General features: G+C 57.4%; 13 protein-coding genes. 7 read left to right on the plus strand and 6 right to left on the minus strand.

Annotation, left to right across the window (positions count from 1 at the left end):
• Positions 1–73 precede the first annotated feature (73 nt).
• Complete coding sequence (locus AVCG78_RS08080; RefSeq protein ID WP_234665101.1) at positions 74–778, plus strand: phosphatase PAP2 family protein; 705 nt, start codon at positions 74–76, stop codon at positions 776–778.
• Here AVCG78_RS08080 and AVCG78_RS08085 read toward each other — a convergent pair whose 3' ends face one another.
• Positions 779–2,233 (minus strand): cobyric acid synthase, encoded by a 1,455-nt coding sequence (locus AVCG78_RS08085; protein WP_071584622.1) that lies wholly within the window; start codon positions 2,231–2,233, stop codon positions 779–781.
• Positions 2,234–2,801: 568 nt separating this feature from the next.
• Here AVCG78_RS08085 and AVCG78_RS08090 point away from each other — a divergent pair.
• From AVCG78_RS08090 to AVCG78_RS08100, 3 genes are all read left to right on the plus strand, one after another.
• Positions 2,802–3,800 (plus strand): ABC transporter substrate-binding protein, encoded by a 999-nt coding sequence (locus AVCG78_RS08090; protein ID WP_071205012.1) that lies wholly within the window; start codon positions 2,802–2,804, stop codon positions 3,798–3,800.
• 200 nt (positions 3,801–4,000) lie between these two features.
• Positions 4,001–4,915, plus strand: coding sequence for an ABC transporter permease (locus AVCG78_RS08095; RefSeq protein WP_071205013.1), 915 nt, complete (start codon positions 4,001–4,003; stop codon positions 4,913–4,915).
• Entirely contained in the window at positions 4,908–5,960 is a 1,053-nt protein-coding gene (locus AVCG78_RS08100; RefSeq protein WP_071205015.1) for a quaternary amine ABC transporter ATP-binding protein, read from the plus strand. Before AVCG78_RS08095 ends, AVCG78_RS08100 begins: the two co-directional genes overlap by 8 nt.
• Before the next feature lie 94 nt (positions 5,961–6,054).
• Here the strand turns inward: AVCG78_RS08100 and AVCG78_RS08105 are convergent, their stop codons facing one another.
• Positions 6,055–7,077 (minus strand): glycosyltransferase family 2 protein, encoded by a 1,023-nt coding sequence (locus AVCG78_RS08105; RefSeq protein ID WP_071205016.1) that lies wholly within the window; start codon positions 7,075–7,077, stop codon positions 6,055–6,057.
• Between the two features lie 407 nt (positions 7,078–7,484).
• Here AVCG78_RS08105 and AVCG78_RS08110 point away from each other — a divergent pair, with 407 nt between their 5' ends.
• Positions 7,485–7,832, plus strand: coding sequence for a hypothetical protein (locus AVCG78_RS08110; RefSeq protein ID WP_071205017.1), 348 nt, complete (start codon positions 7,485–7,487; stop codon positions 7,830–7,832).
• Positions 7,829–9,610, plus strand: a complete 1,782-nt coding sequence (locus tag AVCG78_RS08115) for an O-linked N-acetylglucosamine transferase, SPINDLY family protein (RefSeq protein WP_139191452.1) — start codon at positions 7,829–7,831, stop codon at positions 9,608–9,610. Before AVCG78_RS08110 ends, AVCG78_RS08115 begins: the two co-directional genes overlap by 4 nt.
• 22 nt (positions 9,611–9,632) lie before the next feature.
• Here AVCG78_RS08115 and AVCG78_RS08120 read toward each other — a convergent pair whose 3' ends face one another.
• From AVCG78_RS08120 to AVCG78_RS08130, 3 genes are all read right to left on the minus strand, one after another.
• Complete coding sequence (locus AVCG78_RS08120) at positions 9,633–10,388, minus strand: phosphodiester glycosidase family protein (protein ID WP_197434937.1); 756 nt, start codon at positions 10,386–10,388, stop codon at positions 9,633–9,635.
• Between the two features lie 161 nt (positions 10,389–10,549).
• Positions 10,550–10,702 (minus strand): hypothetical protein, encoded by a 153-nt coding sequence (locus tag AVCG78_RS08125; protein WP_156538118.1) that lies wholly within the window; start codon positions 10,700–10,702, stop codon positions 10,550–10,552.
• Between the two features lie 82 nt (positions 10,703–10,784).
• The gene (locus AVCG78_RS08130) at positions 10,785–10,943 is read right to left on the minus strand and encodes an entericidin domain-containing protein (protein WP_070165145.1); all 159 of its coding nucleotides are present in this window, start codon (positions 10,941–10,943) and stop codon (positions 10,785–10,787) included.
• A gap of 215 nt (positions 10,944–11,158) precedes the next feature.
• Between AVCG78_RS08130 and AVCG78_RS08135 the strand changes: the two genes are divergently transcribed.
• A complete protein-coding gene (locus AVCG78_RS08135; protein ID WP_071205019.1) occupies positions 11,159–11,938 on the plus strand; it encodes a formyl transferase in 780 nt (259 codons plus the stop codon).
• Positions 11,939–11,954: 16 nt separating this feature from the next.
• Here the strand turns inward: AVCG78_RS08135 and AVCG78_RS08140 are convergent, their stop codons facing one another.
• Entirely contained in the window at positions 11,955–13,334 is a 1,380-nt protein-coding gene (locus tag AVCG78_RS08140) for a cytochrome P450 (protein WP_156583017.1), read from the minus strand.
• Positions 13,335–13,367 lie beyond the last annotated feature (33 nt).

Below are 13,367 nucleotides of genomic sequence, written 5' to 3' on the forward strand. Positions count from 1 at the left end.
CGCCTCTTGGTGAAAGGCATCTGCCGCATTATCTACTGAAACGAAAAGCGGACGACCAAACCCGGAGCACGCCTTGAAATTTCTGCCTGAACGTCTGCGCGACCGGATTGAGCCGCGCCTTCTCGCCAGTCTGACCGTATTGGCCGGTCTTGGGTTGCTGTTTGCAAAAATCGCAGAAGACGTTTTCGAGCAGGAGAGCCATGCCTTCGATCGCGCCATATTGCTGGCGCTCCGGATCAAGGACGATCCCGGCCTGACCATCGGCCCGCCCTGGCTGGTCAATTCAGTGCGCGACATTACCAGCCTTGGCGGCTTCACGGTGATTACCCTCGTCACCGTGTTGACGATGTTCTATCTGCTTGCTGCGGGCAAAACCCGCAATGCCGTGATTGTCGGGCTGGCGATTTCGCTCGGAGCCTTAGCCGAATCTGGTCTGAAACTGCTGTTTTCGCGCGCCCGGCCCGATGTCGTGCCGCATCTGGTCACCGTGCAAACCATGAGCTTTCCAAGCGGCCATGCCATGATGTCGGCCATTACCTATCTGACGCTTGGCGCCATGCTGGCCCGCGCTCAGCCGACATGGCAATTGCGCTATTTCACCTTTGGTGCTGGCCTGTTCCTGACGCTGCTGATCGGGGTTAGCCGGGTGTTTCTCGGCGTGCATTGGCCAACGGATATCATCGCGGGCTGGACGGTCGGCGGTGCCTGGGCGCTGTGCGTCTGGATGATAGCCGATGCGTTGAACCGCCGCCGCACACCACTTGAACCTGAACAGTGATCAGCCGATCAACTGGTCCAGCCAAGCCTTGTCCAGCACGCTTTCAAGCTCACGAGCCAGATCGTCCAACGCCTGTTCGACGCTTTGCCGGTAATTTACTGTACCATTGCTGATCCCGAAGCTTTGCAGCAGCGCAGCCCGGTATTCGTCATTGCCAAACAGCCCATGCAGATAGGTGCCCATCACCTTACCATCAGCAGAAATCGCCCCATCGGCGCGACCACGGATCGTCAGGGCAGGACGCTGGCAATCCGGGCCATCGGTCTGGCCGAGGTGAATTTCATAGCCACTCAGGGCCGTGTCGTATTCCAGCGAATGGGCCGCACTATTGCGGACGGTCTTTTCTGGTGCCATCTCTGTGTCGATCTCAAGCAGACCAAGGCCTTCGACGCGGCAAGGCGCACCTTCCAGCCCCAGCGGATCGGCAACGCTGTTGCCCAGCATTTGATAGCCCCCGCAAATGCCAATGATCCGCCCGCCACGCCGACGATGCAGGGCAAGGTCCTTGTCCCATCCCTGCGCGCGCAGATCCGCCAGATCGCCAATCGTTGCCTTGGACCCCGGCAGAATCACCAGGGCCGCATCGGTGGGCAAGGGTTCGCCGGGACGCACATAGACCAGATCAACGGAAGGTTCCGAGGCCAGCGGATCGAAATCATCAAAATTGGCAATACGCGACAGAACCGGCACGGCGATCTTCAAAGCGCCCGTCGAACTGCGGCTCAGTCGCTCCAGCGCCACACTGTCTTCCGGCGGCAAGCGGCCAGCGGCCTTCAACCAGGGCACAATGCCGAAACTCGGCCAGCCGGTATATTGGGTAATGGCTCCGATTCCGTCGGCAAACAGGCTCTGGTCACCCCGGAACTTGTTGATGATATAGCCAGAAATCATCCGCCGGTCTTCCTCCGGCAGGATGGCATGGGTGCCGACCAGCGAGGCGATTACCCCGCCGCGGTCAATATCGCCAACCAACACCACCGGCACATTGGCGCGCGTGGCAAAGCCCATATTGGCGATGTCTCCAGCCCTCAGATTGATCTCGGCTGGCGACCCCGCTCCCTCGACAATCACCAGATCGGCACCGGCCTTCATCTGCTCAAAACTATCAAGCACAGCACCCAGCAATTGCGGTTTCAGCCGCTGGTAATCGCGGCCCTTCGCTTGGCCGAAAACCCGGCCTTGTACGATGATCTGGCTGCCGGTCTCGCTTTGTGGTTTCAGCAAAACCGGGTTCATATGCACCGAAGATGGCACGCCACAGGCCAGCGCCTGGAGCCATTGCGCCCTGCCGATTTCCCCGCCATCATCAGCCACGGCGGCATTGTTGGACATGTTCTGCGGCTTGAACGGACGCACGACGCGTCCATGCAGCCTCGCCAAGCGGCAAAGGCCGGCCACCAGCACCGTCTTGCCGACATCCGAGCCGGTACCCTGGAGCATAACCATCCGTGTCATGACGTTTGCCAGCTCCTGCAATTTGGTTCAAAGCGCAGCCATGTTCAGAATGGGCGGCGCGTCTTTCTACCAGATCTCATGTCGATGGTTTGTGGTATGGCCTGCGGCCCGCCGGAAGGCAATGGCGGTCAAAGATTGGCTTTTCCACAGTTTTTCCTGAAAAGGATACAAAGCCAGCGGGAACCGGTATGATTGACAGCGCCGGATTCCTGCCTTTTTTCAATCCATTGGGGGTTCATCAGGATGTGGGAGCGCTCGGATTTACCCATGAAAGCATGTGCGTTTGCACGATGCTTAGTGGCTTTTATGCGACATTTATTCGAACAAAAAGCTGTAAGGTGGTTGATTTATACGGCCAAGACCCTACCCTTGTCGTTGTCGTAAACAGACAAGGACTGCCTTGGGACTGGACCGGACTTCATAATCCGCCAGGCTCGCCGACGAGCGGTCCTTCCATCCAATATGCCCGACCCGGGTTGCGAAATATGCGGCCGGGATCGGCTGTCATGCGTGAAACAATCACGCCCATGCGCTAAACATGCGCCAATAAAACGGAGAACTCCACGATATGAGGACATTGATCGTTTCCACGATACTCGCCGCCGGATTGTATGGCATGGCCGGTTCTGCCGAAGCTGCCGATTGCGGCTCGGTCTCCATTGCGGAAATGAACTGGGCCTCAGCCGGCGTCGCGGCCAATGTCGACAAGATCATTCTGGAAAGCGGTTATGGTTGTTCCGTCAATCTGGTGACTGGTGACACCATGCCAACATTCACCTCAATGAATGAAAAGGGCGAGCCGGATCTGGCCCCTGAGCTTTGGGTCAATACGATTCAAAAGCCGCTGGCGGAAGCCGTCAAGGACGGTCGCCTGCTCAAAGCCGCACGCATTCTGAAGGATGGCGGCGTTGAGGGTTGGTGGGTTCCGAAATATATCACCGATGAGCATCCCGACATCAAGACTGTCCAGGACGCGCTGAAACATCCCGAGCTTTTTCCCGCCCCGGAAGATCCGTCCAAGGGCGCTGTTACCAATTGCCCATCCGGTTGGGCCTGCCAGGTCACCACGGAGAATATCTACAAGGCGCTAAAGGGTGACGATGCAGGCTTCCAGCTTGTCGACAGCGGCTCGTCTGCCGCGCTGGACGGCTCGATTGCCAATGCCATTGAAAAGAAGCAGGGATGGCTTGGCTATTATTGGGCGCCGACCGCCATTCTCGGCAAATATGATATGGTCAAGCTTGGCATGGATACTCCCTTCGACAAGGCCGAATGGGACCGCTGCACCTCGGTTGTCGATTGTGCCGATCCCCGTGTCAACGATTATCCGGTCACGGATGTCTATAGTGTCGTCACCAAGAACTTTGCCGAGAAGGCAGGTGTGACGATGGACTATGTCGGCAAACGCCAGTGGGACAATGAAACCATTGGCAAGGTTCTGGCCTGGATGAGCGAAAACCAGGCGGACAATGCCGATGCGGCTGAATATTTCCTGAAGACCTATCCCGATGTCTGGACACAGTGGGTCTCACCTGACGTCGCTGAAAAGGTCAAGGCCGCTCTTTGACACAGCCCGGAAGCCTGCCTTTCCGCGATCTCTCATCCGTGATGAATTCAATCACTCGCACATGACGATAGACATGTCTCTAACGTCATGTGCGCAGCGGCTTGGCCATGCCACCGCCCCCCCGCAATACAATGATCAAGCCGCATCGATAAAGCCGAACACATCGGCATTGGCTTTGATCCGCACGATAAGGAGCACATATGGCATCCGCTATCTGTAGCTATATCCCCACCCTCCTCTGCCAGTTTCCGGCGGTCGATGACACTCTGATGCGGAGTTTCAAGAAGACCGTCGATACCGGCTTCAAGACGTTCGTCCGCTCCTATGGCGATTTCCTCGACGGATTGACCCTGCCGCTGCAATGGTTCCTGAACTGGCTTCAGGCGCTGTTCGTTGATACGCCCTGGATCGTGATGATCATCGCACTGGCCGCTATTGTCTATGGCGTCAGCCGCAATTGGCGCATTACGCTCGGCACGGCTCTTGCCATGGTTTTGATCGGCATGGCCGGTCTCTGGCAGGATACCATGATAACGCTTGCCATGGTGACCGTTTGCACGCTCTGCGCCGTCGTCATCGGCATTCCCTTGGGTATCTGGATGGCGCGGTCCGACCGCGCCCAATCGACCTTAAACCCGGTGCTCGACGTAATGCAGACGATGCCGAGTTTCGTCTATCTGATCCCTGTTGTGATGATTTTCGGGATCGGCAAGGTGCCGGGCCTGATCGCAGTGGTGATCTATGCCATCGCGCCGATTATCCGGCTCACCAATCTCGGTATCCGCCTTGTCAGCCGCGAAGCCATCGAAGCGGCGGATGCTTTCGGGTCGTCGGAGCGCCAGAAACTGTTCAATGTGCAGATCCCGCTGGCGCTGCCCAACATCATGGCGGGCATCAACCAGACGATCATGATGTCGCTGGCCATGGTGGTCATCGCCTCAATGATCGGTGTTGGCGGGCTCGGCAAGAATGTCCTGCAGGCCATCACCAACCAGTTCTTCACCATCGGCCTGCTCAACGGCTTTGCCCTTGTGGCAATCGCCATCATTTTCGACAGGGCAAGCCAAGCCTATGGCAAACGCCTCCAGAAACATACACAGGTGCTGCATGGCTAGTCACGGCATAGACATCCGCAATCTCTACAAGATTTTCGGCCCCGATGAGAAAACCCATATCGACGCCGTACGCCAGGGCATCACCAAGGCCGAGTTGAATGACAGGCATCACCATGTGCTCGGCCTGCGCGACATCAGCATCGACATGCCCGGTGGTGAGATCACCGTGGTGATGGGGCTTTCCGGCTCCGGCAAATCCACGCTGATCCGCCATATCAACCGGTTGATCGAACCGACAGCGGGCGAAGTGCTCTATGATGGAACCGATATATGCGCCATGTCGCCTGCGCAACTGCGTGATTTCCGGCGCCGGAAAACCGCGATGGTCTTTCAGAAGTTCGGCCTGCTGCCACATCGAACCGTGATGGAAAACGTCCTCTACGGCCTCGATATTCAGGGCATGCCACGGCAGGAAAGTCTTGCCAAGGGGCATTACTGGATCGAGCGGGTCGGGCTTTCCGGCTTTGAGAATCATTACCCGAACCAACTTTCCGGTGGCATGCAGCAGCGTGTCGGCCTGGCGCGGGCCCTCGCAACTGATGCCGATATCCTCTTGATGGACGAGGCCTATTCCGCGCTGGACCCGCTGATCCGGGTCGATATGCAAACCATGCTGATCGACTTGCAGCAGGAATTGCAAAAGACCGTGGTGTTCATCACCCACGATCTGGATGAGGCTTTGCGTCTGGGCGACAAGATCGCCATTCTGCGCGATGGCGAGGTGGTGCAGCAGGGCAGCGGTCAGGATATCGTGCTGCGTCCAGCGGACGATTACATCTCCGCCTTCGTGCGCGAGGTCAATCGTGGCCGGGTGATCCGCATCGGCACGGTTATGGTCCCGGCGGACAGCCAGTCCGGCCAGTTCAAGCTCACCGCCCGCACGACTCTGGAGGCGGCGGCCCGGGCCATGGTCGAGCAAGGCGTCACAGAGGCGCAAGTGACCGATAAAGCGGGTCACCAGATCGGCACCATCGACCTCTCGATCATCCTTTCGGCCATGGTCTCACCTGCGCACAGCGTCCAACCGGCGCTAGCAGCGGAATAAGCAATCCTGGCGGCAAGCAAGACATCAACCCACTGCCTTGCCGCCATGTTCTTCAATTCAGAATCGCATGGGTCAGCATTGCTATCGCCAGCTATTACGCTCCAGCAATAGAAGCTTGAATGAAGGCAACGTATTTGTCCTTGAGACCCGGTTGCAGCCGCTCGGCCATCAGCATGGCGATCTGGAATTGGGTGAAACTATCGGTTTCTTCCAGCGCCATTTCCGCCAGACCCGTGACGCCTTCGGCATAAAGTTCAGGAGAATCAGCCACCTGCTGGATAAAGCTGCCCAGAAACCGGTTGACCGTGAATTTGCCCAGACGCTGGCGCTCATCGATGGAAAGCGGCGAGCCGACCCGGTTGATCAGCACGAAAACATCGAGAAATAGCAGAAGCATTTCATAATGAACCGCACTCTCCGGCAGTCCGGCTTCAAGCAACATAACCTTGCGTTCCGCATCGATCTGCGCCTTTTCAGCCCATTTTGCGGCATTGTAACGATAGCGGATCGACGGATCATGCGCCATTTTTCCAGTCGCAAACAGGGATAGTGCAATGGCCCAATCGCATGTCGCTGCCTTGGTCGGATGGGAGCGCAGAAACAGATCCATTGTCGCAAGCCAGACTTCGCGGCGCAGGATGGAATAGAAACCGCCATTGTTGGTCGGGCTGTTCTGCAGATAGGCGAGCATTCTTTCGCCGGGGTCATACTCTTCCAGGGCAAAGGCCTGAACCGAACCAGTTTCGGATCGCTGGAGGAAGCTTTCGGTTACCGGCAGCACGCCAACGTAATCGAAGGGCAGATCATCGAGATCGAAAGGTGCCTGATCCGCTTCCGCAAGGATCTCGTCATCATCGCCCATCGGCATGATGAAGGGCGTGGAGGCTGCCTCGACAGCGTTGAACATATTGGCGAAGGCCGTTTGTGCCTCGCTTGCCACATAGGTCAATCGGGGAGAAAGGTCTTGCAAATAGGCTTTTTTGGCGGCATCGCCGGAATTGTCGCTGACCACCAGCAGGGCGTCCCGCGCCTCGCAAAAAGCAAGCGCACTGTTGATAGCAGCGCGCGAACCGTCGAGCGGGCGATGGCTGGGCATGCAGATAGTCAGTTCGGCCATAGAAACACTCCGGAAAAATGCGGGCCCCATGACAAGCCCCCATTGCAGAAAATAGCATTCAGGCGGGATCAGCTCTCAGACAATTTTCCCAGCTCAGACTCGAAATGGGTAATTATACAATATCCGCAAAGCTTTGCCGCATTTGGTTCGCCTTTGAAGAACAGCGATATCCTACCGTCAAACGTTGCGGCACCTGTGTCAACCAGCGGATGAAGCCGACCGCAAGCCTCACGCAAGGCTCAACGGAGTCAAATGGTCGATCACCAAACAATGCCGCGAATTATTCGGTTGATAAAATCGCAAGCTCTGCTCCAGCGACGATTGTTTAAGAACCAATGCAGATAATATTGGCAGAGACTCACAACAGACACGCCGGGCAAAAGCCAAGACAGCAGGAGACCTTCATCATGTCCGCCACCGCCGTTACCGACCGAGACACCGTCGCCATGAAGCTGGGTGGATTCTCTGATGACGACAAGGCCTTCCTGGCCCTGATGCTGGAAAACCCCAAGCAGGACGAGACCTTTGCCGAAGGCCTGTTCGCCTATCTGGAACAATCCGCCGGTCAACGCTTCCTCAACTCCCTGAAGCTGGAGCGCTGTGGCGAATGGCTTGGCAATAGCTGCCCGGCCCGGATGCAGATCCGCTTGATGGAAATTGCCAGGTCCAGCCAGCATGGCGCCTACCTAGCCTTTCGCCAGGGGCTGACACGCTCCGGCGGCCTGGAGCGTGCCTATCCGAAATCAGCGCTGTGAGCGTGGGTCCGTCCCCGGCCTTCATCCAGGCTTTGCAGGCCTATAAGCAGGGCGATCTGCGCGCCTGCCTCGACCGCCTGCATCCGCTTTTGAAAAAACGTCCACCGGACGCCAATATGCTGCTGGTGGCGGCGCAATGCCATGCAAAGCTGGAGGAAAAACTCCAGGCCGCCGAGCTTTACGCCCGGGTGGCGGATGTGCAGCCGCAAAATCGCCGGATGTTTCTCCTGATGGCCGCGCGTTTGTATATGCAGATTGATCAGGGGGAGCAGGCGCTTTCCCTGATCCGCAAAGTGCCAGAATCCCAAAATCTCGAATCCCAAAATCTCGAATCCCAACACCTCGCATCGCTCGACCCGGAAGAGCAGAGAACCTATCGGCGGCTGCTGCGAGGACAATTGTGCCTCGAGGAAATCGAAGCCAGCGACCACGCGCTGCTGGCCGCGATGCGAGAGGGCACCAATCCGGCATTTTTCAACATCGACGATCCCTACCAGCACATGCTGTGGTGTGACGACGAGGCGATCAATGGCCGACAAACCCGGATGGCCAGCGGAAAGCCGTTTACGGAGCAATCGCGCCAGGCACGCCGCAGCCTACCCCATCGCTTCGGAGAAAAAATCCGGGTCGGCTACCTTTCGTCGGATTTTTCCGACCAGCATCCAACCATGCGGCTGTTGCAAAGTGTTCTGCTCGGTCACGACGCCGCCCGCTTCGAGATCCACCTGTTCTGTCACACGCCAGAGGATATCAGAGGGCTGGATCGTGGCCTGCGGCAGACCTACCCCAATCTTCACGACATCCTGCGCATGGACGATGGTACGGCACGCGATTTCATCCGCAGCTTTGACCTTGATATTCTGGTCGATCTCAAAGGCCATACCAAAGATGTCCGCGCCGATCTGATCAATAGTGGCCTTGCCCGCTTGCAGGTCGCCTATCTCGGTTTTCCCGGCTCCGCCTATGGGATCGATTGCGATTATGTCATCTCCGACCTGATCGTTACGCCGGACTCATCCAAACCCCATTATCACGAGAGGCTGTGTCGATTGCCGGAAACCTATCAGGCAAACGACAACCGCTATCGCCCGCACCCACCGGCCACATCCCGCTCCCTGCTCGATCTGCCGGAAGATGCCTTCGTGCTGGCCTCCTTCAATATGGTTCGCAAGATATCTCCGCAAACCGCGCGTCTCTGGGCAAGGATGCTGGACGCCATTCCCTCATCTATTCTGTGGGTTCTCTGCGCCGGGCGCGAACAGCGCGACCGCCTGACCGCATTCATGACCGGGTGCGGAATCGAACGTTCACGCCTTTATTTCACTGGCGCCGAAAGTTACGCGCCGCATATTGCCCGAATGCAGGCGGCTGATCTCGGTCTCGATACCTATCCCTATAACGGCCACACCACGACCTCGGACAAGCTATGGGCGGGCCTGCCGGTCATCACCTTCAAGGGCAACAATTTCGCCTCAAGGGTGTCAGAAAGCCTGCTGACCGCGCTCGGCGTTCGGCAACTGGTGGCGGAGACGCCAGACGACATGGTGCGCCTAGCCGCAGACCTGGCGCAGGACCGGCCCCGGCTTGCCGCACTCAGGCAGACGATTGCTAACAACCGGCTGCGCGCACCGCTCTTCGACACGCGACGGTTCACCCGCCATCTGGAACATGCTTTCGAACTGATGGTAGAACGGGAAAAGGCTGGCTTGGAACCAGATCACATCGATGTACCAGCCCTGCCGATACGACAGGGCTCGTTCAAGCAGGATATGGACTGACGAGTCACAACATCCAGATGCCTCAGTTGGGGCGCTGCTCTACCACCGCAATGATCGGCCCAAGCGGATAGGACCGGTCGATCCGGCCACCCATAGGCTCGGCAAGGCTTGAAATCGTCCCGTCCAGATAAAGCGCATTGGCCGCGCCCAACCGGTCGCGAAAGAACGCGGCCATATCGTAGAAACGCACAGGGTCTTTGCTCAAAACAAACACCACCTGTCCGCTGGCGTCGATACCGACACCATTGCGGATTTTCAAACTGTCGCTGGTGGGGAGAAACTTCGGGTGCAGAACACCATCGATGACCAGCATCGGGCCGGATTGAGTGGCGAAATCCGCTTCAATATTCTGGGTTTCGAATTGCCCGGTCTCAAGCACACCAGCATGACCGTCTTTAAGAAAAAACACGCCATTCGGCTTCAGGTAAAAATTGCCCCAGCCATCGGCGGTTTCGGTTGGCTTGCGCGTCACGCCATAGTCTACGAACAGGCCAACGGGACTGAGATCGGAGTGATACATACCGCCATTGACGGCAAATGTGAGGATCAGTCTTTGCTGCCAAAGCTGGCTTCGCAATGCCTCGAACCCACCATAGACATCTCCGTCAGCATTGCGGTTGAAGATGCGAATTGTGCGCGTGGCGGGATCAAATCGACAGACACGATAAGAAAAGCCGTTTTCCGTCTGGTCACGACAATTCTGTTCTTCTGCCTCAGCACGCTCTGGAGAAATAACAAGCGGGGACAGGATCGCAAAAAGCCAAACGACTATTTTCAAACGGAGTGCGTTTTCCGAGCAAAATCTCAAAAGTGAACTCTCACATCAAATATTTGAAAGCGCGACCCTTCTGGTCCGTCTTCTGGCACGGACGCCAATACGCAAGGTTCACGAGGGAATAGAGCAAAAAAGCTAGCTGTATCCCGCCGTTGACGCCACTCTTACTGCTGGGCGGAAGCGGTCAGAATGCCCACTTCCTGAGTTTGGCCCGCAAATTGAATCGGCGGACCCTGGAAGGCGACATGCCCAGCGGCCGAAACGACAACCGCCAGAATATAAGCAGCACTCACTTTGGCAACCAGATGCATGGACATGGACCTAACTCCTCTTCCCTTTCCCGAAGCAGCTTTGCTTCATCCCTTGAAGGGCGTGAAGCAAAACTGCTGTTAGGTTGCGTTATTTAGCAGCCTTGGCGACATTATTGCCCGCCGACTGCGTGGCATTCACGGTATTGGCTGTATCTTTGCCCATACCACGGATCGTGTTACCGCATGACGACAATGCGGCAGCGGCAACAAAGAGAGCAGCAACGGCAGCGAGCTTTTTCGTGTTCATATTGGATAAACCCCTATTATGATAATCGGGCACCACAGGTGCCTCGCATTGGCATGAACGCGGCAACTCGAAAAAAGTTCATTCGCACCCAAAGATTTCAGCGTTTTTAACCAAACATTTACGCCGCATGATATCCGCACTTATGAAAGTTTGGTTCAGATTGCTCGCGAGCACATAAATAACATGGGCTAAAGCAGCGCTTGAGGGGATTGATCATGGGGCAGCAGCAGGGCAAAGGCGCAATTCTGGTGATGACCGCCGGGGGGCCGAACCCGTGGATGGTGGTCAACGCGCTGCACGCCCGTTTCGGCGACGTGCAGGTCCTCTTGGAAGAACAGGAAAGCAAGGCGGAGATTTTTCGACGCCGTCAACGGCGGGTTGGAACCGTGGCTGCGCTTGGCCAGCTCGCCACCATGGCCGCAGGCAAATTCATGCGCCGAGCAGCCCAAAAACGCACAGAAACAATCTGTCAGGATTTTGCAGCCGATCCCCATTTCAATCCGCAGATCCCAGTGACCACGGTGCGCAGCATCAACAGTCCCGAGGCGCAGGAGGCGATCCAACAGCTCTCTCCCGGTGTGATCCTGTTGGTCAGCACCCGGCTGATGACGGCAAAAGTTCTGGCCAGCATGCCCTGCCCCGTGCTTAATCTTCATGCTGGCATCAATCCCGCCTATCGCGGTCAGATGGGCGGCTACTGGGCGCTGGCAAAAGGCGATCGCGGCAGTTTCGGCGCAACGGTGCATCTGGTCGATCAGGGCACCGATACAGGCGCGGTCCTCTACCAGGTGCGTGCGCAGCCTAGCTCCGGCGATTTCATCTCCACCTATCCGATGCTGTTGACGGCAGCAGCCCTTCCCATCACCTGCCAGGCGGTTGGCGATGCTCTGGAAGGCAAGCTGAGCCCTATCACGCCGACCGGGCCGTCGGCGCTCTATTTTCCGCCGACCCTCTGGCGCTGGCTGTGGACGGGCCTCACCAAAGGCATCTGGTAGCAAAGAGAACTCTGGTTCAGCCTGAAACCGGCACGTCCTCCCGCCGGTTCTCAATCTCCATGATCAGTTTTTTCTTCGGTCGCAGGGTAATGCGCATCGTCGGCTCCGGGGTCGCCTCGCTCTTGTTGCGCAGACGAAAAGTCTTGGCCAGCACCGCCAGAATGGCAACGGCCTCCATGGTTGCAAAAGCACTGCCGATACAGATGCGCGGCCCTGCCCCAAACGGCATGAAGGCGTAGCGATGCCGTGCCTTAACCGCTTCGGGCGCAAAACGGTCTGGATCGAACACCTCCGGCCTGTCCCAGATCAGGCTATGGCGATGAACGGCATGGATTGGCACCAGCAATATCGTACCCGCCTGGATATGGTGTTGGCCCAACGTAAACGCCTCGTTCGCGGTCCGGGTGATGACCGGCGCTGGCGGATAGAGCCGCATGGCTTCGTTGAAAACCTGTTTGGTATAGGTCAATTTCTCGACATGCTCGGCCAGAACCGGACCATCTCCCACCACACGGTCCAACTCGTCCAGTAGCTTTTGCTCGATAGCCGGATGCTTAGCCAGCAGATGGAATGTCCAGGCAAGCCCAAGGGCGGTGGTTTCATGCCCCGCGGAAATAAAGGTCAGCAGGTTGTCGATGATCTGCTCATCGTTCATTTCGCGGTCTGTTTCCGGATCGTGAGCCGATAGCAACATCGAGATCAGGTCGGCACGTTCCACGCCTTCAGCGCGCCGCTCGGCAATCATCGTGGCCATGGCGGACCGCAAATAGTCCACGGCGCGGCTTGCCTTTCCCTTGCCGGGATAGGGTACCCATTCCGGCGCCTTCAGCATACCAAGTGCAAACATCCAGCCCGTCGGTTCGAGATAATCGGTAACGCTCTGCTCGACCCGAGCGACATCAATCCGGTCGCGCCCTGTCATCATCGTCTCGACAATGATGTCGAATGTGGTCTGCATCATCTCATGACCGATATCGACGGTCTCGCCAGCCTGCCAGGAATCACGGCGGCGTTCGGCTGCGGCAACCATCGCCGGCAGGAAGCCTCTCAGCTTTTCCCATTGAAAACCGGCGGCAACCGATTGGCGCTGCCATTTCCAATGGGCGCCATCAGCCGTCAACAACCCCTGCCCTAAGGCCGGACCCAGCGCACGGCGAACGTCTTCACCCTTGCCAAGCACCGCTGCATTTTTGACCAGAGCCTCATGGATCAGTTCAGGGTCCATCACATGCAGCCGCACCTCATCGCCAAACTGCGAATAGACCAGCTTATGATCATAAATCTGCGGCGGCAGGGCATCCAGCGGATTGCGGATCAGATCAGCAATCACCCGCACCGGCGAACGACGGCTGGCAACGACACCTTCACTCGTAGCGGACAAGACCGGCATATTCATCTGCCATCTCCTTTGCATAGACCCTTTTTGGGC

Source organism: Gillisella vitis, from assembly GCF_021559775.1.
GTDB classification, from domain to species: domain Bacteria; phylum Pseudomonadota; class Alphaproteobacteria; order Rhizobiales; family Rhizobiaceae; genus Allorhizobium; species Allorhizobium ampelinum.